This window comes from Alphaproteobacteria bacterium, from assembly GCA_030739735.1.
In the GTDB taxonomy this organism is placed as follows: Bacteria; Pseudomonadota; Alphaproteobacteria; order UBA7887; family UBA7887; genus UBA7887.
On the sequence record JASLYQ010000010.1, the window covers coordinates 67,502 to 92,407 of the forward strand.

Genomic DNA, 24,906 nt, shown 5'->3' on the forward strand with positions numbered 1-24,906 from the left:
ACGTTACTGTTTGACGCCTATGCCGGACGCCTTTACACCCTTCCCTCAAAGAAGACGATCTATCCTCGGGAGGGATATTCTATGCCTTTTCTGGCCCACCGGGCTGGCCGGCCACTCGCGGCGGTCGCCACTGTTATTCTTGTCACCACCACTGCTGCCTGGAGCCAGGACGCACCCGTTTCCGTGCTGCCCGACATCGAGGTCATCGGGACCACGCCGCTGTTGGGTACCGGCACCCCGATCAACAAGGTGCCCGGCAACCCACAGACGCTGTCCGAGGACGCCATCGAGCGCTATCCCAGCAATCAGTTGATCGATCAACTGCACAGCCAACTCAACAGCGTCACCGTTGTCGATGTCCAGAACAGTACCTATCAGAAAGATATCCGCTATCGCGGCTTCGCAGCCTCACCCCTGCTCGGTGAATCCCAGGGCATCGCAGTGTTTCAGAACGGTGTCCGCATTAACGAGGCTTTCGGAGACACAGTGCAGTGGGACCTGATCCCCGAGCCCGCCATCCGTAGCATGAATCTGGTCAACAACAATCCCGCCTTCGGCCTCAATGCACTGGGCGGTGCGATCGCCATCGACATGCATGACGGCTTCAGCTTCCAGGGCATGGAGGCAGAAGCTCACGGTGGCTACTGGGAGCGCTGGGGCACGGAAATGCAGGCGGGCTGGGCCAACGAGAATTTTGCGGCTTACGTCGCCGCCGATCGCCAGAACGACGGCGGCTGGCGCAACGAATCCGAATCTGAGTTGTCCCGGCTTTACGGTGACGTTGCGATGGCGGGCGACGAATTCCAGATCAATTTTAATTTTACTTATGCCGACACAGACCTGATCGGCAACGGCCCGTCCCCAGCGGAACTCCTCGCCGCCAACCGGCGCGCCGTGTTCACCACACCAGACACGACGGAAAACGAAATATTCTTCTTCCAAGGCAATGGCAGTTACGACGTCAGCGACATCGCTTCGGTTCAGGCCAATGCCTATTTCCGCCGCATCACGCGCTCGACCCTGAACGGCGACGAGATTGCCGGCGAACAATGCGATCGCGGCGTTTTACTCGCCACATTCGCGGCTGACGGCAATCTGGCTGGCACCGTCGGCAACGGCGGCGCGGTGACCCTCAACCCAGAAAACTATCTCTGCGTCGAAGAAGATGACCCGACCCTACTCATCGACCAGAACGGCAACGCGATCGCGGCCTCCGCCGCCACTCCAGGCGCCGAGAACACCACGTCCACCCAGACCATGACCTATGGCGGCGCCATTCAGGAGGTCATTGAGGACGCCCTTTTCGGCCTCGACAACACGTTTATCTTCGGTACCGCACTCGACTTCTCGCAGACCCGCTTCCACAACGAGCAGCATGTGGGCTCGATCAATCTTGCGCGGGCGATCGTTAATACCGGCTCGCCTATCCTCAATGTGCAAGGCTATACGTCAGCCGCCGCCGGCGGCTCTCTGGTCGCCGGAGAAGCCACGCCGACGCAAATCAAGAACACCACAGCGAGCCTCGGCATCTACGCTACCGACACGCTTGATGTCACAGATGCGCTCAGTGTCATGCTCGCTGGGCGCTTCAATCGCACCTCAAGCGATACCAGCGACGAATTCGTATACGATGCGGTACGTGCCGGCAGCTTACAAAGCTCTAGCATCTTCAGCCGCTTCAACCCGGCGGTGGGCTTCACCTATGCGGTCGAGCCGCTAAACTCCACGGTCTATGGCAGCGCCGGCGAGAACACGCGCGCCCCGACACCAGCCGAGCTCGGCTGCGCCGATCCGAACGCGCCTTGCCGCTTCCCAAATGCTTTTCTGTCCGATCCGCCTCTCGACCAGGTGGTTTCGCGCACCTTCGAGGCCGGCGCGCGTGGCGCCATTCCCGGACTGCCCAACGATCTTGACGTGAACTGGAACTTCAGCGTCTACACTACGACCAACTTCGACGACATTCTCTTCGTCTCAGGCGGCACTGGGCTTGGCGCCGGCTTTTTCAAGAATGTCGGTAACACCCGCCGCCGCGGCATCGAGGCAGGTGCCAACGGGCGCTGGGACCGCCTCGGCTTCTACGCCAATTACGGCTTCATTGAGGCGACCTTCGAATCCGAGTTTACCGTGGCCTCGACCAACCATCCCCTGGCAGCATCGCTCGGTGGCGGCCAGAGCATTCCGGTCTCCAAGGGTGATAACATCCCCGGTGTGCCAGACCACACGCTCAACCTCGGCGTCGATTACGCGCTCACCGAGGACTGGGTTCTGGGTGGCACCATGGTCACACGCTCGGGCGTCTATCTGCGCGGTGACGAGGGCAATCTGCTGCCGCGCACCAACGGCTATACAGTGTTCAATACCCACACTACCTACGTGCTTAGCGATTATGTGGAGGTCTTCGGGCGCATCGAGAATCTCTTCGACTCCAACTACGAGACCTTCGGCGTGCTCGGCGAGATTGGCAACGACACGCCGATCTACGAGCTACCAAACGGCATTACCAATCCCCGATATCTCTCGCCTGGACAGCCATTCGCTGCCTATGTTGGCGTGCGCATAAGGTTGAACTAATGACAGAGATAGGGGTCCTCGCCAGCACCCTCGACTTGCTTGCCAAAGGCGGGCCAGTGATGATGGTGCTACTTGCCGTCTCAGGCCTGGCGGTCCTGATCATCGTTGCCAAGCTGCTACAATTCGCGCGTCTCGGCCTCGGCAACCTGAAGTTTGTCGATCCGGCCATGACGGCGCTTGGGCGCAGCGAGCCGCAAGCAGCCCTGGCGCTGCTCGCTAAACGCAGGCACCCAGTGGCACGAGCGATGGAAAGCGCGATCACCACCAGCACTGATTTCGGGCTCACGGCCGAGGATCGAGACGCCGAGATCAGTCGCGTCGGCAGTGCCCAGATCCGCGATCTCGAAAGCCACCTGCGTGGCCTCGAGGTGATCGCAAATTTAAGTCCCCTACTCGGCCTGCTGGGCACCGTCATTGGCATGATCGGTGCCTTTGCCAAGCTTGAAGATGCCGGCTCCAAAGTCGATCCCGCCATGCTCGCCGGCGGCATTTGGGAGGCGCTTCTGACTACCGCTTTCGGGCTCGTCATTGCAATTCCGGCGTTGGCCGCCTTCTACGTGCTTGAAGGTCGCGTGGAGAGCGTGCGCGCGGTCATGAAAGATGCCGTAACGCGCATTCTAGGAAGCACGGTGGCGAGGCGCTAAACATGGATTTTGGCGAGCACGAACGCGCCAAGTCCCAGCTCAGCATCGCGCCGCTGATCGACGTGGTGTTCCTACTGCTAGTCTTCTTCATGCTCGCTGGCTCGTTTATCCGCCAGACCGCGTTCGATCTGGCGATGGGCCAGCGCCCGTTACCGGGCGAGGCGACGGCCGTGGAAACCGGCCCACTACTGGTCAGGGTCGCGGACAACGGGCGCATCACCCTCAACGGCCTTGTGCTGCCGCTCGACCAGCTCGGTGGCGAGCTGCTCGGGCGCAGTGACGGCGATGCGGAGCACAAGGTGACGCTCCGTGCCGGCGGCGGGGTCGCGGTGCAGCGGTTGGTCTCAGTGATGGATCGCATCACCGGCGCCGGCTTCCACAACATCCGTCTGACACCGCCGGATAGCTAGGCATGAAATTTTCTGGCAGGGAACGGTTGCGCGGCGGCATCAACATGGTGCCACTGATCAATATCGTCTTTCTCCTGCTGATCTTCTTCATGCTGTCCAGCACACTTGTCACGCCCGACAACCTAGAGGTAACGCTGCCAGAATCCGAGACCGCGCGCGCCGTCGAGAGCCAACCCATCATGCTCGTCGTCGACAGCCAAGGGCGGATTACCATAAACAATCGCGAGATCCGCGCGGATGAGGTCACCAGTCGGCTGGCTGGGGTTACTGAGACCCATGCCGACGCCAGCTTGGTGATTAAAGCCGATGCCACGGCAACCTATGCTGAGCTCGGTACCTTGCTACACGCGGCCAAGACTGTCGGCATCGCGCGTATAGCGCTGGCCACGCGCGAGCCAGACTCTAAGACGACAGCACCGTGAGCGGCGTTCGCTCATACGAGTTTATAGCCGCAGCCGTGCTCTCCGGCGTGGTGCATATGGCGGCCATGACCGGGCTGGTGTTCTACCAGGCGGAGCCTGACGAAGAGGCCCCGGCGCCGATGGTCTATCTTGAGCTTAGCGCTCTCGATACAGATGTGACGGCGGAAGGCCCTGCCGATCCGGCCATGGCCCCGGCGCCAAGCCAGCTCAGCGAGACGACAGAGCCACTGCCGCCAGATGCTATGACGCCCGTGCCCCTGGCGCCGTCGCCACCGCCGGAGTTAGCCAAGATCACACCGCCCGAAGACCTTGACGAGCCATCGCCGCCGGACCTCGCGCCCCCTCCCCCGGACGAGGCACCGATGCCCGAGCTGGCACCACCGCCGTTGGAGCTGACCGAGATCACACCGCCCGAAGACCTCAGCGAGCCACCGCCGCCGGACCTCGTACCCCCGCCCCCGGACGAGGCGCCGATGCCCGAGCTGGCACCGCCACCGTTGGAACTGGCCGAGATCACACCGCCCGAAAACCTCAGCGTGCCACCGCCGCCGGACCTGACCCCGCCGCCGCCCGAGATCGTGCGCATGCCGGGTCTGGCGCCACCGCCGCTGCGCCTGTTGACAGAAATTGTCTCGCCCGACGATCTCGCCGAGCCACCACCACCAGACCTGGCGCCGGCGCCCGAAGTGCTGCGCATGCCCGATCTGGTGCCACCACCATTGCAGAAACTGGCCGATATCGTGCCGCCCGAAGAACTGGCGGAACCGCCGCCGCCCGAGACAATGCCGCCGCCGCAGCGCGACGAACTTGTCGAGTTGCCGCGCCAGCGGCCCAAACCAGAGCCGCCGGTACGCCGCGTTGAGACACCGCCGTCGCCCGTGGCACAACCCGAGCGCACCCCCCTACCTCCGGTCGAGGAGACGCCACCGCAACAGGTCGCAAGCCTGCCCGCGCCGATACCTGCTCCCACGGCGCCACCGGGGCCTACCAGTCAGTCGCCGGAAGCGCTCGCAGCCTATGGCGGTAGCTTGTTCCACGCCATCAACACCACGGCCACACGCAACTACCCGGCCCGCGCACTGAAACGGCGCCAGGAAGGCGTCGTGCCCATGCGACTGACGATAGACGCCGACGGCGCTCTGGTCTCAGCCATCGTCCTCGACAAAAGCGAGGCGCCCTCGCGTCTCATCACGGCGGCACTGAAAGCCGTGCAAAAAGCCGCCCCCTTTCCTGCCTTCAGCAACGACCTCGGCAACGACCAACGCCAATTCGACGTCCGCATCGTTTACAAGATTCGCTAGGCATAACCGGCGACGCAAACCCGGTTGGTGACTTCGCTTAAGGGTCAACCATTTGCGTGGCCGTTAGCGCCCCTCAGTCGTCGCACTCCAGCTCCGCCAGGCGCATCTTGGCCTGGTCCACGACGATGCTTTCGTAGGCGTTCTCGACCGGCAGGGTTGTGGCGGCGGTGAGCAAGTCCCGGGCCTGAGGGCAGTAGTCGTTGTCGAGCAAGGTCAGGCCGATGGCGTATTCGAGATTGACGCCATTCCTCTCGGGCGCCAGGGCATAGGCCTTCTCAAAAGCGGTGAGTGACTGCTCCTCATCAGCGTCGTAGAACATCCTCGCCATGAGACTGCCGGCGGCAGAGACGATCTCGGCGTGCCATGCGCCGAGGCTTAAGAGCGCCGGCACCATGTTCGGGTCGAGCGCCAGCGCCTTGTCGATGGCGCCGCGAGTTAGCTCGGCATAGCCCTCGCTGAGCGCATCTACGACGCTTATGGTCTGGGCATAACGGCCCATGGCATGGGAATGCTGCAAGTGGGCCTCGGGGTTGTTCGCATCTTGCGCAACGGCTCGCTCGGCAAGTGCGACGGCGCGGCTGAAAAGAGCTTTCTTGTCGTCCTCCGCCGCCAGGTAATAGCCGTGTAGGGCGAGGGATTCAGCGGCCATCGCCAGGGATGCCGATGTCGCTTCCGCTTCGCCGAAGTCCGCCGCTTCGAGAAAACGACCCCCATCAAAGGCAGCTTGCACCTCGGGGGAAACTTGTGCCAGCACGGGCGATGCCACGAGCATCGCCCCAACTACGGCAGCAATCAGGAATTTCATTCTGTGTCCTCTATGACCGCTTCTGCCTCGATCTCGACTGTCAGCTCGGGCAGCACAAGCGCGCTCACCTCGACCAGCGTCGAGGCCGGGCGGACGTCGCCGAAATAGCGCTGCCGGATAGGGTTAATACGCGCGCGATCGGCTATGTCAGTGAGATAGACCACCACCTTGGTAATTTGCTGCGGCGCGCCACCGGCCGCGCGCAGCACAGTATCGAGATTCTGCATCGCCACCTCGAACTGACCGACCGTATCGGCCGGAATGCTGCCGTCCTCGGCGATTCCCACGGTGCCGGATATCCAGATGCGATCGCCCGCCCGCGTGGCGTGGCAGTAATGGCTCACCGGCTCATGCTGACCCGGAATCATGAAGCGCTCAATCTTGGGCATCAGACCTCCCCTTTGCACGTGGCGCATCATAACCGCGGATTGCGCAATGCAAAGCGGTTAGCATGCGCGCTATGATACGACGATTCGAGGAGCGCTGGGCCGTCTACTTCGTGCCGCAGCCGGATGAATTGCTGGCAAGGCTGGGGCGGATCTGGTTCGCAGCCCATGGCCACACACCCTACCTGGCCTCGCCCCGGCAGTATGGCTTCCACGCCACCTTGAAGGCGCCGTTTGATATGACCGCAGCGGGGCTTCTCCTGAGCGCTCGACGGTTGGCACTGCGCCTCGATCCAGTCGTCTTGCCAAGCTTAAGGGCAGTCGCCATGGGACGTTATCTGGCTTTGACGCCGGAACAGCCCTGCCCTGCCGTAGCGGCGCTGGCGCAAAGCCTGGTGGTCGGTCTCGATTTCTTTCGCGTGCCAGCGCAGCGGCACTGGGTCGGACTAACGCCGCGTCAACGCCAGAATGCCCGACGCTGGGGCTACCCCTGGACGGGGCGCGATTACCACTTTCACATGACCCTGGCCGGACCTTTCGCGAGTGTGCCGATGGCGGCTTGGCTCGAAAACGCGCAGCAGCATTTTGCACCACTGGCCCAGCAACGCGTAGTCATCGACACGATCTCATTATGTCGGCAACCGACAGCAGGCGTGCCGTTCTCAGAGGTCGTGCGCCTGCCGCTTGGTGGTTAGCTTACTCGGCGGCGTCGCGGGCCGCTCTTTTGGCCATCTGAGCCAACGCGATGTCGAGGTCGCGGCTGTTTCGGCCGAGGCCGTTACGCACCATGTTGTCGCGCATGGGATTGCCGTTACCCGAATGGGCGACCATGCCCTCTGGCGACGTCGGGGTGGTGACAGCGGGCCAATGCCCGGGCTGCGGGTCAGAGCCCTCGACGACGATGTCGAGCGGGTCATCGTCCTCGATCACCGGCACCTTGCCGACATAGACGCAGTTCCAGCTCGCCTCGAGCGGGATGTTATTGGGGTCGAAGAAGTAGATTGACCAGATGGTGCCGTGATCGACCGCGCCTCTGACCTCGATGCCCGCCGCCTCGAGCCGGTCCTTAAGGGCGAACAGGTCCTGGCGCGAGGGAACCGTGAAAGAGACATGGTCGTAGCCGATGGACTCCTCGGTCATAGCGCCGTGAAATTTGTCGTAAGCCATCGCCTTGGCGCCATCGTAAGCAAAAAAAGCGACCGCGCCATCGCCAACCTGAAAGAAGTAGTGGCGGTAGCCGTCATGGCTAATGCCAGCGACCAATGGCATCTCCAGGAGATCGCGATAGAAGCGGATCGTCTTCTCGATATCGGGTGTGATGAACGCCAGATGGTTGAGGCCGGTAAAAATCATGCCGCACTCCTCTGTAAACGCATCCCCACGCCGCGAAGGATAGCGCGGCGACGCGATTGTGCCTATAGCTGGAGAGGAAGGGAGACAGACCATGGCGCGTGCGTCCATTCACGATCTCGATACCATCATCACCCGTCTCGACAAGATGGGCCGGCTGCTGCGCGTTCACAGCACAGTTGATCCCGTGCATGACTTGGCGGCCATCGCCGCGGCCTACGAAGGGGGCCCGCGCGCGGTACTATTCGAATCCGTAGCTAATAGTGAATATCCCGTATTTACAGGACTTTACTGGTCACGCGAGTTGCTGGCAGCACTCACCGGAAAGGACGAAGCCGAGCTACCGAGCTATGTCGGTGAGCGCATCGCCCGCTGGCAGAAGCGCCCGCGCCCACCGGTCGTGCGCGACAACGGCCCGGTGATCGCCAACCGCCAGAAGCGGGTCAACCTCGGCAAGCTACCGATCCCAACCCATGCTTTGGAAGACGGCGGGCCTTATCTCGATGCCGGCGTGGTCATCGCGCGCGATCCCGAGAGCGGCGTGCGCAATGCCTCCATCCAGCGCTTCATGGTCGCCGACCGCAACACCCTGGTGATCAACATCGACGCCGGCCGTCACCTTGAGACTTATCTCCAGCGCGCTGCGACTCGTGGCGAGACCTTGCCCTTATCTATCAATATCGGGGTCGGGCCGGGGTTGCATTTCGCCGCCGCAACGCCAGCCGAGGCCGCACCGATCGACAGCGACGAGCTCGGCATTGCCAGCGAATTCCACGGCGCCCCGCTCGAGCTGGTCGCCAGTACCGGTACACACTCGCGCGTAGAGATGGTGGCTCACGCTATGTTCGCGCTCGAATGCGAGATAATTCCGGGCGAGCTGGCCGATGAAGGTCCCTTCGCCGAGGTCACGGGCTATTACGCCACGCGCGAGCCGCGCCCGGTGGTGCATGTCAAAGCGGTGTACCATCGCGACAACCCGATCTTCCAAACCATCATCTCAGGCGTCGAGGTTTTCAACTCGGTCGGCCTGCTCGGTGAAGCCAACGTGCTGGCGCTGGTGCAGCGCCAGGTGCCTGGTGTGCGCGACGTCTATTTCAGCCACGGCGGCTGCGGTTTCTATCACGCCGTCGTACAGATGACGCAGGTACGCGCGGGCTGGAGCAAGCAGGCAATCCTCGCCACCTTTGCAGCTTTCCCGCCGCTGAAGATAGTCACGGTGGTCGATGACGATGTGGATATCCGCGATCCCGGTGATGTGGAGTGGGCTATGGCGACACGTCTCGACCCCGCCCACGGCATCGTCACCGTTAACAAGACTTTCGGCCACGGCCTCAATCCGAGCTTTCCTGACTATCTCGGAGCCAAGGTCGGCTTTGATGCCACCCGCCGCTTCCCCTTCGAGGCAGTGCACCACAGAGCCAAGCTAAAGACCCTGTCACTCGATAGCATCGAGATGACAACGAAAGAAATCTAGCGCTCGGCCTAGCTGAACCTCTCGCCGAGATTGGCCAAAGCGTCGCCGGCCGGGCTGTCACCTGCATACGAGGCCAAGATAAGCCACGTCAAAGCAACATAAGTGTACGTTTTAAAAAATATTTGCCGAGAGGCTTGCATAAATCGCTCGAAATCTCCCGCGGACGACAGAGCACCGCATTGACCACCACCGGGTTCGTGCCAAAGATGCTGAATGCTATCTTGGGAACGCCGTGATCGGGGAGGTGTCGATGTGACAGACGATTCTTTGCCTATGCGGGTCGGTGTTGCCGGCCTCGGCGCGATAGGCATGGCCGTGGCGCGGGGTCTTGACCGCGGCATTCCCGGACTTACCTTGGGGGCCGTCGCAGCACGCAATCTCGACAGGGCTCACGAGCGAATCTCGGGGTTCGCTTACCCGCCCGAAGTGGTTCGAGCCGCAGATTTTGCTAGTTGCACTGACGTCATTGTTGAATGTGCGCCGGCCAGCGCGTTTCGCAGTATTGCCGAGCCGGCTCTTGCGGCAGGGCGTGTTCTTATCCCCGCGAGCATTGGGGCCCTGCTCTCCCACGAAGACCTTATCGGCCTGGCAGAGCGCAACGGCGGGCGCATCATCGCGCCGACGGGAGCCCTGATCGGCCTCGACGCCGTTCGCGCCGCCGCCGAGGACAAGATCGCCTCCGTGCGCATGGTCACGCGCAAGCCACCGGCATCGCTAGCCGGCGCCCCGTATCTGGCCAAACATGATATTCGCCTCGATGGCCTGTCGCAGCCCTTGAAAATCTTCGACGGCAACGCCCGCGAAGGCGCGCTAGGCTTCCCTGCCAACGTCAATGTCGCGGCGGCGCTGAGCCTTGCCGGAATCGGCCCCGAACGCACGCGGTTGGAGATCTGGGCCGACCCAGCCCTCAGCCGCAACACGCACCACATTGAGGTCGAGGCTAACAGTGCCCGGTTCTCTATGACGATAGAAAACGTGCCGAGCGACGAGAACCCCCGCACCGGTCGCATCACCGCGCTGAGTTTACTGGCAACATTGCGCCGCTTGACCGGCACGCTGACGGTGGGGACTTAAACAGCGTCACGGTTCCGCCTAGAACCGGACATAGTGCCGCCCAAACCGACTGGCCAATTACAAGCCCCGTTCTCGTCAAAGGTCGAAAAGTGCTTCAAGACGCGCACAGCAATCCTGGCAGGCTGGCGAACAAGTCACCCTCGCCAAACGCGCCGGCTTTGGTAACGAGACAAAGCTGACGGCCACGATAGAGTAGTCGCGACAATGGCACGTTCGGGGCGACCTCACCGAGCACAACAACGCGATGTATGCCGAGCGCTGCCAACACCGACGCGGCGGTGTCCCCGCCAGTGACCAGCAGCGTACCGAAGTGCCGGCGCTCGAGCACGGCAGCAACGCTCTCGCCAAGCGCTACCGCAACGGCTTCGGGTTGTGCATCAGTCTCAGCAGTGGTAACGCGCAGCAATGCATCGCCAGTCCCGGCAACCACCTTGTCGACATCGAGCTGGCCGCAGGGTGCAAGCCAGTCTTCGCAGTCGCCACGCGCCAGCAAGGCCGCGGCCTGTCTCCGCCCCGCAGCGGCGCGCGAGCCAAGCACCGAGAGAATGGGACGAGCAGCGGCGCCGGGCAGCCGCGGCGGCAACGGTTCCGGGACGAGCGCACCTGCGAGAGCACTGCCAAGACCGGCGGCCCCTGCCAGCAAGGCCGTTTCCGCTCGCTGCAAGGCCCAGTCGGCGATGGCCGCAAGATCGCCATCGCAGCTGGCATCAGCGATCCATGCGCGACGGCCGGCCCGGGGTGGCTCGTCACGCACCACCTCGCAGACGAGAGATGGGTCGGCGGCCGCAAGCTGCTCCGCCAGCGGTCGCGCCGAAGTGCCGGAGATCGCATCGTGCACGTCCACGGTGTTCCCCAACGGCACACCGTGGACGTGAACCTCGCCGCCCACCACGGTACGCCCCTGCGACGGGACGGCGGGTGTTACGACGAGTTCCGTACGACCGCTAGCAGCCAACCCGGCCACAAGCTCGACGGCGACATGGCCACGCAAAGTGGAATCGATCTTCTTGAACCAGACCGCAGGCGCCAGGCGCGCCATGGCGGCATAGCCCGCCTTGACCGCGGCTTGCGCTTCGGCAGCCGGCAGGTGCCGCGAAGCCGTCGTCAGCGATACCACATCACCATCGGTGGCAAGCCCATCGGGCGCGGTCGCCACCAGTGTGGTCATGCCCCGCGCTGCGAACGGCGCCGCCGCATCGAATGCGCCGGTCAGATCGTCGGCGACGATGCCAACTTGCGTCAAACGGTCTCCAGCGGCGGCGTCTTGGCCATGCGCCGGGCATAAGCCAGGGCGGCCAACATGTTGGTGTGGTCCGCCTTGCCCGTCCAGGCGATGTCGAAAGCAGTGCCGTGGTCGACCGAGACGCGCTGTATCGGCAGTCCCAGAGAGACATTCACCGTGGTCTCAAAGGCAATCAGCTTGGTCGGGATGTGACCCTGGTCATGGTAGTTCGCCACCACCAGATCGAACTCACCACGGTGGGTACGGAAGAACACCGTATCGGGCGGATAGGGCCCGCTGGCGGCGATGCCTTCGGCCTGGGCCGCCTCGATCGCTGGCACAATCTCACGCGTGTCCTCGTCGCCGAACAGACCGCCCTCACCGCAATGGGGGTTAAGCCCAGCGCAGGCGATGCGCGGAGTCTCGACACCGAGACGGCGGAAATGGGTGTTCCCGGCCCGGATGGTCTCCAGCACTCGCGCCTTTCGCGTACGCCGGATCGCCTCGGTCAGAGACAGATGGGTCGAGACGTGGATACAGGACAGCGCATCCGAATAGAGCAACATAAATGACGACGGTGCCCCGCAGAGATGTTGGATCAGTCCGGTGTGGCCGTCATACTCGTGCCCGGCACGGTGCAGCGCCGTCTTGTTGAGTGGCGCCGTCACGATTACCGAGATCTCGCCCGCCCGTGCCATCTCCACCGCCTTGACCACGTAGCCATGGGCGGCGTGACCACCACCGGCGGAGATCTCGCCATCGCGGATGCTCTCCTTCTTGGGCGTATCGACGGCGATCACTTTGACATCGTTGCCTATCGCGAGCCCCGCTCCTGTCACCCCGTTAGCTCGCGCGAGAATATCCGGATCACCGATCACGACGATGCCGTCACGAACCTCGGGCGGCAAAGTCGCCAATGCCTTGCACGTCACTTCGGGTCCGACTCCGCTGGGATCGCCCAGAGTAATTCCAAGTGGTTTCATGGCCGAGAACCTAGCACAGCCAGTGGCCAGCGCGAATAATTCACGTCACCTACCACGGAGATATTCAACCTGGTCGAAGCGCGTGTCGAATGGCACCAAACTCACGAAAAGGGAAGCCATCGCCGCAGGTAATCGCCGCGCTGACGCAGCGACAGACCGAGCCGCCCTGTGTCAGATGATCAGGCATCTGCTGATAGGGATACGGAGCTGCCGTAAATCACTGCCATGCGGCTGCGGGTTGCGGCGGGGTGTGAAACTCGGACTCGATCGCATCCGGTAAGGGTACGACAGCGCCTTTCTCCTCCTGAGCGAGAGGCGCAGCACGGCGATCAACGCTGCTATGCCAATCTGGAATCGCATAGGCTGGATAATTAGCACGAGAAGTGCTTGCACCGAGTTTACCTTTATGTTGTTTGCCAGTTTCCGAGGCCCATCAAAGACAAGGAGATGGTAGTGACTCGCACGCACAAGATCGCCGTGGTCGGCGGCGATGGAATCGGACCGGAAGTGGCCAGTGCGGGCATGCGCGTATTGCAGGCTGTGGCAGCGCTCGATGGCTTCACTCTTGAGTGCGAGAACTTACCCTGGGGCTCGGACTACTGGCATGAACACGGCGTGATGATGCCTGCCGATGGCGTCGAGGTGCTACGTGATTTCGATGCCATCTATTTCGGCGCTGTGGGCGATCCCACCATCCCCGACGACGTGACACTATGGGGCCTTCGCCTCGCTATATGCCAAGGCTTAGACCAATATGCCAACCTGCGTCCGGCGCGCCTGCTTCCCGGCCTCGACGGGCCCTTGCGGCCCGAGCTCGGACAGCATGTCGATTGGCTGATCGTGCGCGAGAACAGCGAGGGGGAATATGCCGGCATAGGCGGGCGCAGCCATCGCGGCACGCCCATCGAGACCGCCATGGAGAGCACGGTTTTCACCCGCACGGGCGTCGAGCGTATCTTTCGCTTCGCCTTTGATATTACACGAGTTCGGCCCCGTAAACATTTGACTTGCGTGACAAAATCTAATGCTCAAAAGCATGGCATGGTGATGTGGGATGAGATCTTTCGCGAGGTCTCTGCCGACTACCCCGATGTCGAGACCGCTAGCGTCCTAGTCGATGCATGCGCCGCACTGATGGTGCTCAATCCGGCCGCCTTCGACGTTGTCGTCGCGACCAACCTGCACGGCGACATTCTCTCCGACCTTGCCGGCGCCCTGAGTGGCAGTCTGGGTATGGCAGCGAGCGCCAATCTCGATCCCAAGCGTCGCGGGCCATCGATGTTCGAGCCGGTGCACGGCTCCGCTCCTGATATCGTCGGCAAGGGCATCGCCAACCCCCTAGCGGCGGTGGCCAGCGGCGCCATGATGCTTGACCACTTGGGTGAGACGGGGTCGGCGACGCGCGTGCATGGCGCCATCGAGCGCGTTACCCGGGAGGGTAGCGTGTTACCGCCCGACCTGGGCGGCGCGGCCACCACGGAGCAAGTCGCAGATGCGGTGATCGCTGCGCTCGAATTGGGGAATTAGCGGCCGACTTGATCGGGTTCGACAATTCTGCAGACCGCGACTACTAGATCGCCTTGCACCGCTATGATGATGAGGTGACATGGTCTGTTTCATGGGCGTGCAGCGCCTATTCGGTCGGGCGTAACGGTTTCGTCCCGCGGAATACGACCCTATTCTGCCACGTAGTGACAATGAGGAAACGATAATGAACCTATCCATACTGTTGGCCGCGCGGGCCGAGACCGACGCGCCGGTGCGCGCCGGGATCATTGGTGCCGGTAAGTTCGGCACGATGTTCCTGGCACAGGCGCGCCTAACTAAGGGCCTGCACGTGCTTGGCATCGCCGATATCGACGTGGCGAAGGCGGCAGCCAATTGCCGCAGCGCCGGCTGGAGCGACGAGCAGATCGCGGCACCGAATCTCGACGGCGCGGCGAAAACCGGCGCCACCCATATCTGCGACGATGCCCTGACACTGCTGTCACACCCGGCTCTCGACGTTGTGATCGAGGCCACAGGCGATCCGCGTATCGGCATTCGCCATTGTCTAGCCGCGATCTATAACGGCAAGCACGTGATCATGGTCAATGTAGAAGCCGATGTGGTTGCCGGGCCGTTACTGGCCCGCCAAGCCCAGCAGGCAGGCGTCGTCTACAGCCTGGCCTGGGGCGATCAGCCGGCGCTGATTTCCGAGCATGTGGACTGGGCCAGGGCCTGCGGCTTTACGGTCGTGTGTGCCGGCAAGGGCACACGCTATCACCCAGATTTTCATCGTTCGACGCCGGATACCGTATGGGACATCTTCCACGTCGGGCGAGAAACGGCGGAACGCGGCGGCATGAATCCGAAAATGTTCAACTCTTTTATAGACGGCACCAAGTCAGGCATCGAGATGACCGCGGTGTGCAACGCAACTGGTCTGACGCCACAGCCCAACGGGCTCTCCTTCCCGCCCTGCTCGCACAACGACCTTGCCGAAGTGCTCAAGCCCGAGGCCGCCGGCGGCACAACTAGCCACGCCGGCACAACGGAAGTGGTGTCGTCCCTCAAGCGTGACATGACGCCGGTCGAAAACCACCTAATGATGGGTACCTATGTGGTAATCAAGGGCGACAGCGACTACGTGCGGCATTGCTTTGAGGAATATTGCATGCTACCGGATTCAAGTTTTCAATACGCCGCCTTGTACAGACCGACCCACATGATCGGCCTCGAGCTCGGCATCTCCGTCGCCTCGGTAGCGCTGCGGGGCGAGCCGACGGGATCGCCCACTGGCTTCCGCTCGGACGTCGTGGCCTGCGCCAAACGGCCGCTAATGGCCGGTGAGGTACTTGATGGCGAGGGTGGCTACATGGTCTGGGGCAAGCAGGTGCCGGCCACGGAATCGCTCGCCATGGGTGGGTTGCCGCTCGGCCTCGCAGGCAATGTCACGCTGACCCGTGGCATTGCCGAAGGCGAGCTTCTCACCTGGTCCGATGCGGCGATCGATGAGAGCGACCAGGCAGTACGCATTCGCCGCGAAATGGAGACCGCGTTCGGTCACAGCAATGCCGCAGCATGAGCGAAGCCGGAGAGCGCTCCGATGGACGATATAAACCAGGTCGCCCTGCTGAGAAAGCTGTTGCCCACGATCGATAGCCCGATCGTCTAGATCGGCTCAAAACAGCACGCCAACGCTTCGTCTGACATTCTCGGCGACCTCCACGTCGCATTTTGGCGTCTGTTCACTTGTGACAGGTTTCATCTTGTTATATACGCTCATATATAGCCGATTGCCGGCGGGCAGGGAGATATCTGGCATGATCGATGGCTACGGGCGCCAGGTCACATATTTGCGGATTTCGGTCACCGACCGGTGCGATTTCCGGTGCCTCTACTGCATGGCAGAGGATATGACTTTCGTGGCCAAGGCTGAGGTCTTGAGCCTGGAAGAACTCGATCGGGTGGCCAGCGCTTTTGTCGGTCTCGGTGTGCGTAAGCTACGCCTGACAGGCGGCGAGCCGCTGGTGCGCAAGAACGTCATGAGCCTGATCCGCAGCCTCAGCCGCCACCTGGCCTCCGGCGATCTCGACGAACTGACGCTGACGACCAACGGCAGCCAGCTCGCCCGCTTTGCCGACGAGCTGTATGACTGCGGCATTCGCCGCATCAACGTCTCGCTGGACACCTTGGATGCAGCCAAGCATGCCACTATCACCCGCTGGGGCCGCATCGAACAAGTCATGGATGGCCTGTCGGCCGCAAAAGCGGCCGGGCTCGCCGTCAAAATCAATACTGTCGCGCTCAAAGGCGTGAACGAGCACGAGATCGGCAACATGGTGGCCTGGTGTGGTAACGAGGGGTATGACTTGACCCTCATTGAGACTATGCCGCTCGGCGAGGTTGACGGCCAGCGCACTGATCAGTACCTACCGCTGTCGCTGGTCCGCAAGCGGCTGAAGCAAGACTGGACGCTGATCGAGTCCGGGTATGTCTCGGGCGGCCCTGCTCGCTATGTGCGGGTCGAGGAGACCGGAAGACGCTTGGGCTTCATTACACCGATGACTCACAATTTCTGCGAGTCCTGCAACCGGGTCCGCTTGACCTGCACGGGAGCCCTGTTCATGTGTCTCGGCCAGGAAGACGCAGTCGATCTGAAGGTGCCGTTGCGCGCCGGCGAGACCGACGGCCCACTCATCGATGCCATCCACGAAGCTATTAATCGCAAGCCCAAGGGGCACGATTTCATCATCGATAGGCGTACCGAGCAGCCGGCGCTAGCACGCCATATGAGCCTCACCGGCGGTTGAGCCAGAGCGCCGCTGTGGTTATCACCTGACAGTTGGATTGGTGCCCCGCCCTTGAGCGCCCACAAGATCGCATTCGTCGCCACCGACAACGCTGAGGCCCAGGCGGCTTTCGACGAGTTATCGGCTGCCTACGGCAATGTCACGCCGGACCAGGCGGATGTTATCGTTGCTCTCGGCGGCGATGGATTCATGATCGAGACGCTGCACCGCTTCATGGGCCTTGCAGTACCTATCTACGGCATGAATTGCGGCACCGTCGGATTTCTCATGAACCTCTACGAGACTGAGGGGCTGGCGGAGCGCATCGCCTCTGCAGAACAATCTCTGCTCAATTCTCTCCTCATGCGTGCCACTGACGCCGATGGCCATGTCGTCGATGCCTTGGCCATCAACGAGGTCTCGCTGTTGCGACAAACGCGCTATGCCGCGCACCTAGCCATATCTGTCGATGGTAGAACACGGCTCAAGGAGCTTGTTTGCGATGGCGTGATCGTAGCCACGCCTGCCGGCAGTACCGCTTATAACCTGTCGGCGCACGGACCGATCTTGCCGCTGGGCTCGCATCTGCTGGCACTGACGCCGATCTGTGCTTTTCGCCCACGGCGCTGGCGCGGCGCCCTCTTGCCCGAGAGTGCCACCGTGGTGATCGATGTTCTGCGCAATGATCACCGTTCGGTCAGCGCAACAGCAGATTTTGCAGAGGTCCGCAACGTCGTTAGGGTCGAGATTAGCCAGAAACCAGACAGACAGATGCGGCTCCTGTTCGATCGAGAGCACAATTTAGAAGAACGAATTCTACGCGAGCAATTCGTTCCCTAAACGACACAAGAATCAAGGAGACGACCAGAATGGACTTCACGACCTGCCACGCAGTGGTAACCGGTGGCGCATCGGGTCTCGGCGCGGCGACCGTCGCGCATATCGTCACCGCCGGCGGCAAAGTGACGGTACTGGACCGCGATGCCGAGCGAGGCCATACGACGGCGGCGAAATTCGGTGACAATGCGCGCTTTTGCCAGCTCGACGTAACCGAGGAGCAAGGCATGGTCAATGCCATTGCCGGTTCTATCGAGGCCTACGGGCCGTTGACCCTGGCCGTCGCCTGCGCCGGCATCGGCACTCCGGGGCGTATCCTCAGCCGCAAGGGACCACTGCCGCTCGAGACCTATAAGACGGTCGTCAACGTCAACCTGATCGGCACCTTCAACACGATGAAGGCCGCCGCCGACGCAATGCAGTCGAATGAGCCAGATGCGGACGGCTCGCGCGGCGTCATGGTTTGCACCTCGTCTGTCGCGGCCTATGAAGGACAGGTCGGACAGGCGGCTTATGCCTCGTCTAAGGGCGGCATCGTCGGCCTAACGATCTCCGCCGCACGCGATTTGGCGCAATTCGGCATCCGCGTCATGACGATTGCGCCGGGGCTTTTCCTAACACCGCTGATGGCAGGCCTGCCAGAGGATGTTCAAGCCTCGCTAGCCGCCGCAACGCCCTTCCCGCAACGCCTCGGCTCTGCCGAGGAGTTCGCCCGCTTGGTCGGCACTATCTACGAGAACAACATGCTCAACGGCGAGACCATCCGCCTTGACGGCGCCGTCCGACTGGCGGCACGGTAGATTCTTTTACGCGTTGCACAGGAAAATGGTGCCCAGGGCTAGAATCGAACTAGCGACACGCGGATTTTCAGTCCGCTGCTCTACCAACTGAGCTACCTGGGCGACCATGAAACACCCCGGCTTGGGGCGAGGCGGTTATAAAGAAACTGGCTGCGGCTGTCCAGGGTCTGGCGGGTCAAAACTTGAGTGTGGGCGGCCTCAGCAAGACAGAGCTGAATAACTCCTGCTCCCCCAATCGTCACAGATGACACTCAATTCTCACCTCTTGAAACCAATTTTATATTCGTCACTAATAACCAATAATTATACATACATCTATCGAACTTAATATTAACCGTCATCGTCAACACCCAAGTCCGAGATATGACTGGGTATGGCATAACTGCCCTTGAGCCAGCGGCCGAGATCGACGTCGCGGCAACGCTGTGAGCAGAATGGATATTGCACGGCAGCAGCAGACTTGTCACAGATCGAACAAGATCGTCCCCTGACCCTACCTTCGACCACAGCCGGCGTATAACCAGGCTTGTCGCTCATTGTCTTGTGACCTTGAACTGCTCGCGCTTCCGGCACGGATCGGCGTCAGTTATCAATAATGCCACATCAATCTTTGGTAGCACCCGAGTGACCTGCCTCAGGTGGATATCGCCAAACCGATTGCGTGCCGCCCCATACTGGATCTCGGAGCCGCACAGCTCACCATCGGCAAGTACCGCAATGCAGATCTCGCCACCACCCCAACTGATCAGAATCCAGCGCATCTCTCAGGCCTCACCGTCCAGCAGGCGATCAACCGGGTAGCCGAGTCCGCCGAGCAAGGCACGGGTCTCATAGAGTGGCAGGCCGATGACATTCGAACTCGAGCCGTCTATAGCGATAACGAATGCGCCGGCAAGACCCTGGATGGCATAGCCACCAGCCTTACCGCGCCATTCTTCACTGTCGAGGTAAATCGCGATATCAGCATTGCTGAGGCTTTTGAAGCGCACCCGCGTCAGCACCAGACGCGTGGCCGAGCGGCTGTCAGGCGCTATCGCGCTGATCGCCGTGTAAACCCGGTGGCGGCGCCCCGAGAGGAGATGCAGGGTGGCGCGGGCGGCATCGTAATCCTCAGGCTTAGGCAGGACACGTCGGCCACAGGCGACGACCGTGTCTCCAGCCAACACGAAGGCGCCCTCATGACGGGGTGCTACCGCTGCGGCCTTAGCGACCGCGAGGCGACGTGCGAAAACGCGTGGCAGCTCACGCGGCAACGGAGATTCGTCGATATCGGCAGAATCCAACGCGTCGGGCGTGAGACCTATCCGCACCAGCAAATCGCGTCGACGCGGCGAGGCCGAAGCAAGCACCAGCCGAGGTGCTAGAACCCGGCTCACTTATGGCGGAAGCTGATGCGGCCCTTGGTCAGGTCGTACGGTGTCATCTCCACCGTGACCCGGTCGCCTGCCAGCACGCGGATGCGATTCTTGCGCATACGCCCGGAGGTGTGGGCCAGGATCTCGTGGTCATTTTCCAGAACCACACGAAACATGGCATTGGGAAGAATTTCTTTCACAACGCCCTGAAATTCGATCATTTCTTCCTTCGGCATCGATCCCCCTTGGGAAAACTGAGGTGCCTCGCGGCCGCTAGAAAATGGTCCGCGACCGACGATCGGTCAACCGTTGTTTCTTCATGGCAGCTCATATGGGGCGGGAGGGTCGCTCAAAACGGTTCTCCAAGCGCTCCATCAGGCCGTCGCGCACCTGGCGATAGGCGTTCAGGCGCGCCTCCCGATTACCCTCGGTCAATGAGGGATCAAAGGTGTTCCAGAACTCGACCTCGCAGGCCATGTCGCGGGTCAGCTCGACCGCTCGATGCTGCGCTTCCGGCGATAGCGAGATGATGACATCAAACGAGATGTCCTCGAGATCCTCGAATGTCTTCGACTTGTGCTGCGAGAGGTCTATGCCGATCTCGTCCATCACCTCAATCATGAACCCATCGGGCTCCCCTGCCCGCAGGCCCACGGAGTCAACGTAGATACGTTTTCCGAAAAAATATTTTATAATTGCTTCGGCTATTGGTGAGCGAAGTGAATTATTAGTACAGCATAATAACACCCTACCAGGATTTCTAATAACTGCCATCAATGGCGAAGATGTAGAACGCAAAACAGAGTGAAGAGTCGCCGCGCAGTGTCAAAGTCGATTTCGATCTTCCCCTCCAGGCGCTCGCGCAACTGAGTCGAGCCCTCGTCGTGCAGGCCTCGTCGCCCCATGTCCAAGGTCTCGATGCGCGACGGCGGCGCAGTCTTGATGGCAGAAAAATAGCTTTCGCAAATCGTAAAATAGTCGCGCACGATACGCCGCAAAGGCGTCGTCGCCAGCCTGACGGTGATCAGCTCACGCTCGTCAGTAGCGGCGCGGACACCGAATATTAGACGATTTTCCTGAATCGATAGATGTAGGGCATAGGGTCCAACCGGCGCCCCGACAGGCGAAAAGCTGTTTGTCTCCAGCAAGTCGAAGATCGCCACTTCACGCTCGTGGTCGATCTCTGGATTCCAGTGTACGACACTGCCCTCGTCGAGGGTGACGGCGACCAGGCGTTGGCTATCCCCTCTCACCTGGTCTCGGCCAGGCGAGCCGCGATAGAACGCGCATGGGCGTCAAGCCCTTCGGCCTCCGCCAAGGCACGCGCAGCCGGCGCTAGCACGGCGACGCTGGTAGCATCACAGCGCACGATGCTCGTGCGCTTGACGAAATCGAGTACCGAGAGGCCGGACGAAAAGCGCGCGCTGCGCGCCGTTGGCAGCACATGGTTCGGGCCAGCAACGTAATCGCTGACGGCTTCCGGCGTATACCGGCCAAGGAAGATCGCGCCGGCATGGCGCACATTTCTACCCAAGGAATCAGGGTCCGCAACAGCCAACTCGAGATGCTCGGGCGCCACCTTGTCGATAAGCGGTGGCGTCTCGGCCAGGTCGGAAACGAGGATCACTAGGCCATAATCGCGCCAACTCGCACCAGCGATTTCGGCGCGTGGCAGGGAGGCAAGCTCATCAGTTACGGCCGCTTCAACGCGGTCGGCGAACGCGGTATCATCGGTAATGAGGATCGACTGCGACGCCGTATCGTGCTCGGCCTGGGCCAACAGGTCTAGCGCGATCCAGCGTGGGTCGTTGTCAGCGTCAGCAACAACCAATACCTCGGATGGGCCCGCGATCAGGTCAATGCCAACAGTGCCGAACACTTGGCGCTTGGCGGCTGCCACATAAGCGTTGCCCGGTCCCACCACTTTGTCGACCGGCGCAATGCTCTCGGTGCCATATGCCAGAGCCGCGACCGCCTGGGCGCCGCCGACGCGATAAATCTCCTCAATGCCCGAGGCCGAGGCCGCCGCCAGCACCAACGGATTGATCTCGCCGTCCGGGGCCGGCGTGACCATCGCTAGGCGCTCAACGCCGGCGACCATCGCCGGCAGCGCATTCATCAACACGGAACTCGGATAGGCCGCGGTGCCGCCTGGCACGTAGATGCCGACCGCCGCCATGGGCCGCCAGCGCGCACCGAGTTCAACGCCGCTGTCATCGCGAAAGGCGAGATCGTCCGGCAACTGATGGCGGTGATAGGCCATTATGCGCTCACGCGCAACGTCGAGCGCCGCCAGCAGCTTGTCGCTGGTCGCCGCGTGCGCCGCCACGATCTCCTCGGCACCGATGCGCAGAGTGGAGGCGTCCAAACTCAGGCAATCAAAGCGCTCGGTGTAGTCGAACAGCGCTGCATCGCCGCGGCGGCGCACGTCCGCGATAATCTTTGCGACAACCTCGCCGACATCCACAGCCGTCTCGCGCTTCTCCGACAGCGCAGCGGTGAAGGCCGCTTCAAAATTCGCGTCTCGCGTGTCAAGCCGTCGCGCCATTCACCACCTCCCGGAAGCTCTCGATCCAGCCGCCGATCTCGCCCGGCCGCGTCTTCCAGGCAGCACGGTTGACGATCAACCGAGAAGTCACATCGGTAATGCGCTCAACCTCAACCAATCCATTAGTCTGCAAAGTTTGACCGGTTGAGACCAGATCAACGATGCGCCGGCAGAGGCCGAGACCCGGCGCCAACTCGAGCGCGCCGTTCAGCTTGATGCATTCCGCATGCACCCCACGCGCTGCAAAATGCCGGCGTGTAGTCTCCGGGTATTTAGTCGCCACGCGCACATGACTCCATTTTCGCGGGTCGTCGCCGTGGGCAAGTTCCGCCGGCTCCGCCACCGACAGGTGGCAACCTCCGATGCTGAGATCGAGAGGCGCGTAGACTTCCTGGTAGTCGAATTCAAGCAACACGTCGCGACCCGCAACGCCGAGTTGCGCCGCACCGAAGGCGACGAATGTCGCAACATCGAAGCTGCGCACGCGGATCAGCGATAGCCCCGGTACGTTGGTAGCGAAAGATAGCTGGCGCGCGTCGGAGTCGTGGAACGCCCCCTCAGGTTCGATGCCTGCCTGGTTGAGCAGCGGCACCAGCTCCTTGAGAATGCGGCCCTTGGGAACCGCCATCACCAATCCGTCGCGCGCGTTCATAGCCCGCCTTTCTTCCCTGCAGTAGGATCACCATTATGCTCCGGCGCCAAGGGTGTCGGCTCCGGCTCACCGATATCTTCGAGCAAGCAAAGCGGCGACTCGCCACTGATCTCGATGACGCCGCCGCCGGCAAAGGTCAAGTGCAGCGTGTCGTCCTGCGTAGGCGCAAGTGTCAGCAGCTCGAGAACCTGGCGCTTGTCGGCCTGATCAATATCACGCACGCGAACCGCCCGCACCTGCTCGAGACGTAAGGCAGACTGGATGACGAAGGGCGGCCGGCCGACACATCCATCGCCTCCGCAATGCTCCCACATAAAGCGGTCAAAGACGGCAACAAAGCGGCTCTCGTGCGGCAGATAGGCCATCTCACGTAGCGGCATCAGAGCGTCCTGCAGGCAGGCCGCGACGATAGCGTAGTCCTCCGCCGCTTTGGCGCACAAACGCAAGGTCTCCGGCCTGAGGCCCATCATTCGTTCACCCGCTCGATATCGGCGCCGCAGGCCGCCAGCTTGGCCTCGATATGATCGTAGCCCCGATCGAGATGATACACTCGCTGCACCAGCGTCTCGTCGCGCGCGGCCAGGCCCGCCAGCACCAATGAGACGCTGGCGCGCAAATCAGTTGCCATGACGGGCGCTCCTATCAGATGCGCAACGCCACGCACTATGGCCGTCGAGCCCTGCACAGTGATATCCGCCCCCATCCGATTGAGCTCCGGCACATGCATGAAACGGTTCTCGAATATGGTTTCCGTAATCAGCGACGCACCGTCGGCAATCGCCATCAATGCCATCATCTGCGCTTGCATGTCGGTGGGAAAACCAGGATAGGGCTGCGTCACCACATCACTGCCAACGACTATGCCATCGGCCCGACGCGCCAGTAAACCATCGTTGCGCTCCTCGAGTAGCACGCCGGCGCCGGCCAACACCTCGGTCACCGCGTTCATCAGCTCGAGCCTAGCGCCAGAGAGAAACAGCTCGCCACCGGTGATTGCAGCCGCGACCGCGTAGGTACCGGTTTCGATGCGATCGGGCAACACGGCATGAACAGCATCGTCGAGGCGATCGACGCCCGATACAGTGATGGTGTCAGTGCCCGCACCGTCAATCCGCGCGCCCATGGCAATCAGACAGGCGGCGAGATCGACGATCTCGGGTTCGCGAGCCGCATTGGCCAAGACCGTCTCGCCGCGCGCCAATACCGCCGCCATCAAGAGGTTCTCAGTCGCACCGACGGAGACCGACGAGAAAGTCACGTGCCCTCCCTGCAAGCCACCCGGTGCCGAGGCCTCAACATAGCCCTCGGTCAAATTGATTTCGGCCCCGAGCTGACGTAGTGCGCCTAGGTGAATGTCGATCGGCCGTGTGCCGATGGCGCAGCCGCCCGGCAGCGATACCCGCGCGCGCGCCTCGCGCGCCAGGAGCGGCCCCAGGACCAGCACCGAAGCACGCATTTTGCGCACCAGATCGTAGGGCGCGGTATGATGGACAATGTTTTGAGCCCACAGAGTGCGCCGGGCGCCCCCCCCATCCACCATGACGCCGAGTTCCGCAAGCAGGCCGACCATGCTGGCAACATCAGCGACGTTGGGAAGATTGCTTAGGCGCAGCGGCTTGTCACTCAACAACGCAGCCGCGAGCAAAGGCAGCGCCGCGTTCTTGGCGCCTGAGATGGCGATTTCGCCGTGCAGCGGCTTGCCGCCGCGAATGCGAATTCTGTCCATGTCTCAGTGCCGCGCCTTATGTTCGAACGGAAACAGCTGCCGGGCCGCGCCACGGCCGCCCGTTATATACGA

At 61.9% G+C, this 24,906-nt stretch carries 28 protein-coding genes and 1 tRNA gene; 13 read left to right on the forward strand and 16 right to left on the reverse strand.

The window, feature by feature from the left end:
* Positions 1 to 81: 81 nt before the first annotated feature.
* From QF629_06855 to QF629_06875, 5 genes are read left to right on the forward strand one after another with little or no spacing between them, the layout of a single operon-like run.
* Positions 82 to 2,571: a TonB-dependent receptor gene (locus tag QF629_06855; protein MDP6013249.1), complete on the forward strand. Its 2,490-nt coding sequence runs from the start codon at positions 82 to 84 to the stop codon at positions 2,569 to 2,571.
* Positions 2,571 to 3,215, forward strand: a complete 645-nt coding sequence (locus tag QF629_06860) for a MotA/TolQ/ExbB proton channel family protein (GenBank protein ID MDP6013250.1) — start codon at positions 2,571 to 2,573, stop codon at positions 3,213 to 3,215. The genes QF629_06855 and QF629_06860 overlap by 1 nt, the downstream gene beginning before the upstream one ends.
* A gap of 2 nt (positions 3,216 to 3,217) precedes the next feature.
* On the forward strand, positions 3,218 to 3,625 hold the full coding sequence (locus tag QF629_06865; GenBank protein MDP6013251.1) for a biopolymer transporter ExbD: 408 nt from the start codon (positions 3,218 to 3,220) through the stop codon (positions 3,623 to 3,625).
* Positions 3,626 to 3,627: 2 nt separating this feature from the next.
* Positions 3,628 to 4,047, forward strand: coding sequence for a biopolymer transporter ExbD (locus QF629_06870; protein MDP6013252.1), 420 nt, complete (start codon positions 3,628 to 3,630; stop codon positions 4,045 to 4,047).
* The gene (locus QF629_06875; GenBank protein ID MDP6013253.1) at positions 4,044 to 5,348 is read left to right on the forward strand and encodes a TonB family protein; all 1,305 of its coding nucleotides are present in this window, start codon (positions 4,044 to 4,046) and stop codon (positions 5,346 to 5,348) included. The genes QF629_06870 and QF629_06875 overlap by 4 nt, the downstream gene beginning before the upstream one ends.
* A 73-nt stretch (positions 5,349 to 5,421) precedes the next feature.
* Here the strand turns inward: QF629_06875 and QF629_06880 are convergent, their stop codons facing one another.
* Both QF629_06880 and QF629_06885 read right to left on the reverse strand, forming a co-directional pair.
* The gene (locus QF629_06880; GenBank protein MDP6013254.1) at positions 5,422 to 6,153 is read right to left on the reverse strand and encodes a hypothetical protein; all 732 of its coding nucleotides are present in this window, start codon (positions 6,151 to 6,153) and stop codon (positions 5,422 to 5,424) included.
* Entirely contained in the window at positions 6,150 to 6,542 is a 393-nt protein-coding gene (locus tag QF629_06885; GenBank protein MDP6013255.1) for a RidA family protein, read from the reverse strand. Before QF629_06885 ends, QF629_06880 begins: the two co-directional genes overlap by 4 nt.
* A gap of 71 nt (positions 6,543 to 6,613) precedes the next feature.
* Here QF629_06885 and QF629_06890 point away from each other — a divergent pair, with 71 nt between their 5' ends.
* The gene (locus QF629_06890; GenBank protein ID MDP6013256.1) at positions 6,614 to 7,234 is read left to right on the forward strand and encodes a DUF1045 domain-containing protein; all 621 of its coding nucleotides are present in this window, start codon (positions 6,614 to 6,616) and stop codon (positions 7,232 to 7,234) included.
* A gap of 1 nt (position 7,235) precedes the next feature.
* Here the strand turns inward: QF629_06890 and QF629_06895 are convergent, their stop codons facing one another.
* A complete protein-coding gene (locus QF629_06895; GenBank protein ID MDP6013257.1) occupies positions 7,236 to 7,892 on the reverse strand; it encodes a VOC family protein in 657 nt (218 codons plus the stop codon).
* Positions 7,893 to 7,983: 91 nt separating this feature from the next.
* Here QF629_06895 and QF629_06900 point away from each other — a divergent pair, with 91 nt between their 5' ends.
* Complete coding sequence (locus tag QF629_06900; protein ID MDP6013258.1) at positions 7,984 to 9,363, forward strand: UbiD family decarboxylase; 1,380 nt, start codon at positions 7,984 to 7,986, stop codon at positions 9,361 to 9,363.
* A 252-nt stretch (positions 9,364 to 9,615) separates the two neighbouring features.
* Positions 9,616 to 10,437 carry an aspartate dehydrogenase gene (locus QF629_06905; GenBank protein ID MDP6013259.1) on the forward strand — a complete coding sequence of 274 codons (822 nt, stop codon included), beginning with the start codon at positions 9,616 to 9,618 and terminating at the stop codon, positions 10,435 to 10,437.
* 94 nt (positions 10,438 to 10,531) lie between these two features.
* Here QF629_06905 and QF629_06910 read toward each other — a convergent pair whose 3' ends face one another.
* Entirely contained in the window at positions 10,532 to 11,680 is a 1,149-nt protein-coding gene (locus QF629_06910) for a four-carbon acid sugar kinase family protein (protein MDP6013260.1), read from the reverse strand.
* A complete protein-coding gene (gene pdxA, locus QF629_06915) occupies positions 11,677 to 12,642 on the reverse strand; it encodes a 4-hydroxythreonine-4-phosphate dehydrogenase PdxA (protein ID MDP6013261.1) in 966 nt (321 codons plus the stop codon). Before pdxA ends, QF629_06910 begins: the two co-directional genes overlap by 4 nt.
* Positions 12,643 to 13,095: 453 nt before the next feature.
* Here pdxA and QF629_06920 point away from each other — a divergent pair, with 453 nt between their 5' ends.
* The 5 genes from QF629_06920 to QF629_06940 all read left to right on the forward strand — a co-directional run bounded on the left by QF629_06920 (position 13,096) and on the right by QF629_06940 (position 18,553).
* Complete coding sequence (locus tag QF629_06920) at positions 13,096 to 14,169, forward strand: tartrate dehydrogenase (protein ID MDP6013262.1); 1,074 nt, start codon at positions 13,096 to 13,098, stop codon at positions 14,167 to 14,169.
* A gap of 184 nt (positions 14,170 to 14,353) precedes the next feature.
* The gene (locus tag QF629_06925; protein ID MDP6013263.1) at positions 14,354 to 15,709 is read left to right on the forward strand and encodes a Gfo/Idh/MocA family oxidoreductase; all 1,356 of its coding nucleotides are present in this window, start codon (positions 14,354 to 14,356) and stop codon (positions 15,707 to 15,709) included.
* A 238-nt stretch (positions 15,710 to 15,947) separates the two neighbouring features.
* The gene (gene moaA / locus QF629_06930; GenBank protein MDP6013264.1) at positions 15,948 to 16,937 is read left to right on the forward strand and encodes a GTP 3',8-cyclase MoaA; all 990 of its coding nucleotides are present in this window, start codon (positions 15,948 to 15,950) and stop codon (positions 16,935 to 16,937) included.
* 51 nt (positions 16,938 to 16,988) lie between these two features.
* Positions 16,989 to 17,756 carry an NAD kinase gene (locus tag QF629_06935; protein ID MDP6013265.1) on the forward strand — a complete coding sequence of 256 codons (768 nt, stop codon included), beginning with the start codon at positions 16,989 to 16,991 and terminating at the stop codon, positions 17,754 to 17,756.
* A gap of 29 nt (positions 17,757 to 17,785) precedes the next feature.
* Entirely contained in the window at positions 17,786 to 18,553 is a 768-nt protein-coding gene (locus QF629_06940; GenBank protein MDP6013266.1) for an SDR family NAD(P)-dependent oxidoreductase, read from the forward strand.
* A 26-nt stretch (positions 18,554 to 18,579) separates the two neighbouring features.
* Here QF629_06940 and QF629_06945 read toward each other — a convergent pair.
* The 11 genes from QF629_06945 to murA all read right to left on the reverse strand — a co-directional run bounded on the left by QF629_06945 (position 18,580) and on the right by murA (position 24,834).
* Positions 18,580 to 18,655, reverse strand: a tRNA-Phe gene (locus tag QF629_06945).
* A 228-nt stretch (positions 18,656 to 18,883) separates the two neighbouring features.
* Positions 18,884 to 19,090, reverse strand: a complete 207-nt coding sequence (gene yacG, locus QF629_06950; protein ID MDP6013267.1) for a DNA gyrase inhibitor YacG — start codon at positions 19,088 to 19,090, stop codon at positions 18,884 to 18,886.
* A complete protein-coding gene (locus QF629_06955) occupies positions 19,087 to 19,314 on the reverse strand; it encodes a hypothetical protein (GenBank protein ID MDP6013268.1) in 228 nt (75 codons plus the stop codon). Before QF629_06955 ends, yacG begins: the two co-directional genes overlap by 4 nt.
* A gap of 3 nt (positions 19,315 to 19,317) precedes the next feature.
* Positions 19,318 to 19,929, reverse strand: a complete 612-nt coding sequence (locus QF629_06960) for a Maf family nucleotide pyrophosphatase (GenBank protein MDP6013269.1) — start codon at positions 19,927 to 19,929, stop codon at positions 19,318 to 19,320.
* Positions 19,926 to 20,144: a translation initiation factor IF-1 gene (infA, locus tag QF629_06965; protein MDP6013270.1), complete on the reverse strand. Its 219-nt coding sequence runs from the start codon at positions 20,142 to 20,144 to the stop codon at positions 19,926 to 19,928. Before infA ends, QF629_06960 begins: the two co-directional genes overlap by 4 nt.
* A gap of 91 nt (positions 20,145 to 20,235) precedes the next feature.
* Entirely contained in the window at positions 20,236 to 20,682 is a 447-nt protein-coding gene (locus QF629_06970) for an arsenate reductase ArsC (protein ID MDP6013271.1), read from the reverse strand.
* Positions 20,682 to 21,161, reverse strand: coding sequence for a UPF0262 family protein (locus tag QF629_06975; protein ID MDP6013272.1), 480 nt, complete (start codon positions 21,159 to 21,161; stop codon positions 20,682 to 20,684). The genes QF629_06970 and QF629_06975 overlap by 1 nt, the downstream gene beginning before the upstream one ends.
* The gene (gene hisD / locus QF629_06980) at positions 21,158 to 22,456 is read right to left on the reverse strand and encodes a histidinol dehydrogenase (GenBank protein MDP6013273.1); all 1,299 of its coding nucleotides are present in this window, start codon (positions 22,454 to 22,456) and stop codon (positions 21,158 to 21,160) included. Before hisD ends, QF629_06975 begins: the two co-directional genes overlap by 4 nt.
* Complete coding sequence (gene hisG, locus QF629_06985; protein ID MDP6013274.1) at positions 22,440 to 23,108, reverse strand: ATP phosphoribosyltransferase; 669 nt, start codon at positions 23,106 to 23,108, stop codon at positions 22,440 to 22,442. The genes hisD and hisG overlap by 17 nt, the downstream gene beginning before the upstream one ends.
* Positions 23,105 to 23,578, reverse strand: a complete 474-nt coding sequence (locus QF629_06990; protein MDP6013275.1) for a DUF2948 family protein — start codon at positions 23,576 to 23,578, stop codon at positions 23,105 to 23,107. Before QF629_06990 ends, hisG begins: the two co-directional genes overlap by 4 nt.
* Positions 23,575 to 24,834 (reverse strand): UDP-N-acetylglucosamine 1-carboxyvinyltransferase, encoded by a 1,260-nt coding sequence (gene murA, locus QF629_06995; protein MDP6013276.1) that lies wholly within the window; start codon positions 24,832 to 24,834, stop codon positions 23,575 to 23,577. The genes QF629_06990 and murA overlap by 4 nt, the downstream gene beginning before the upstream one ends.
* Between the last annotated feature and the right edge of the window lie 72 nt (positions 24,835 to 24,906).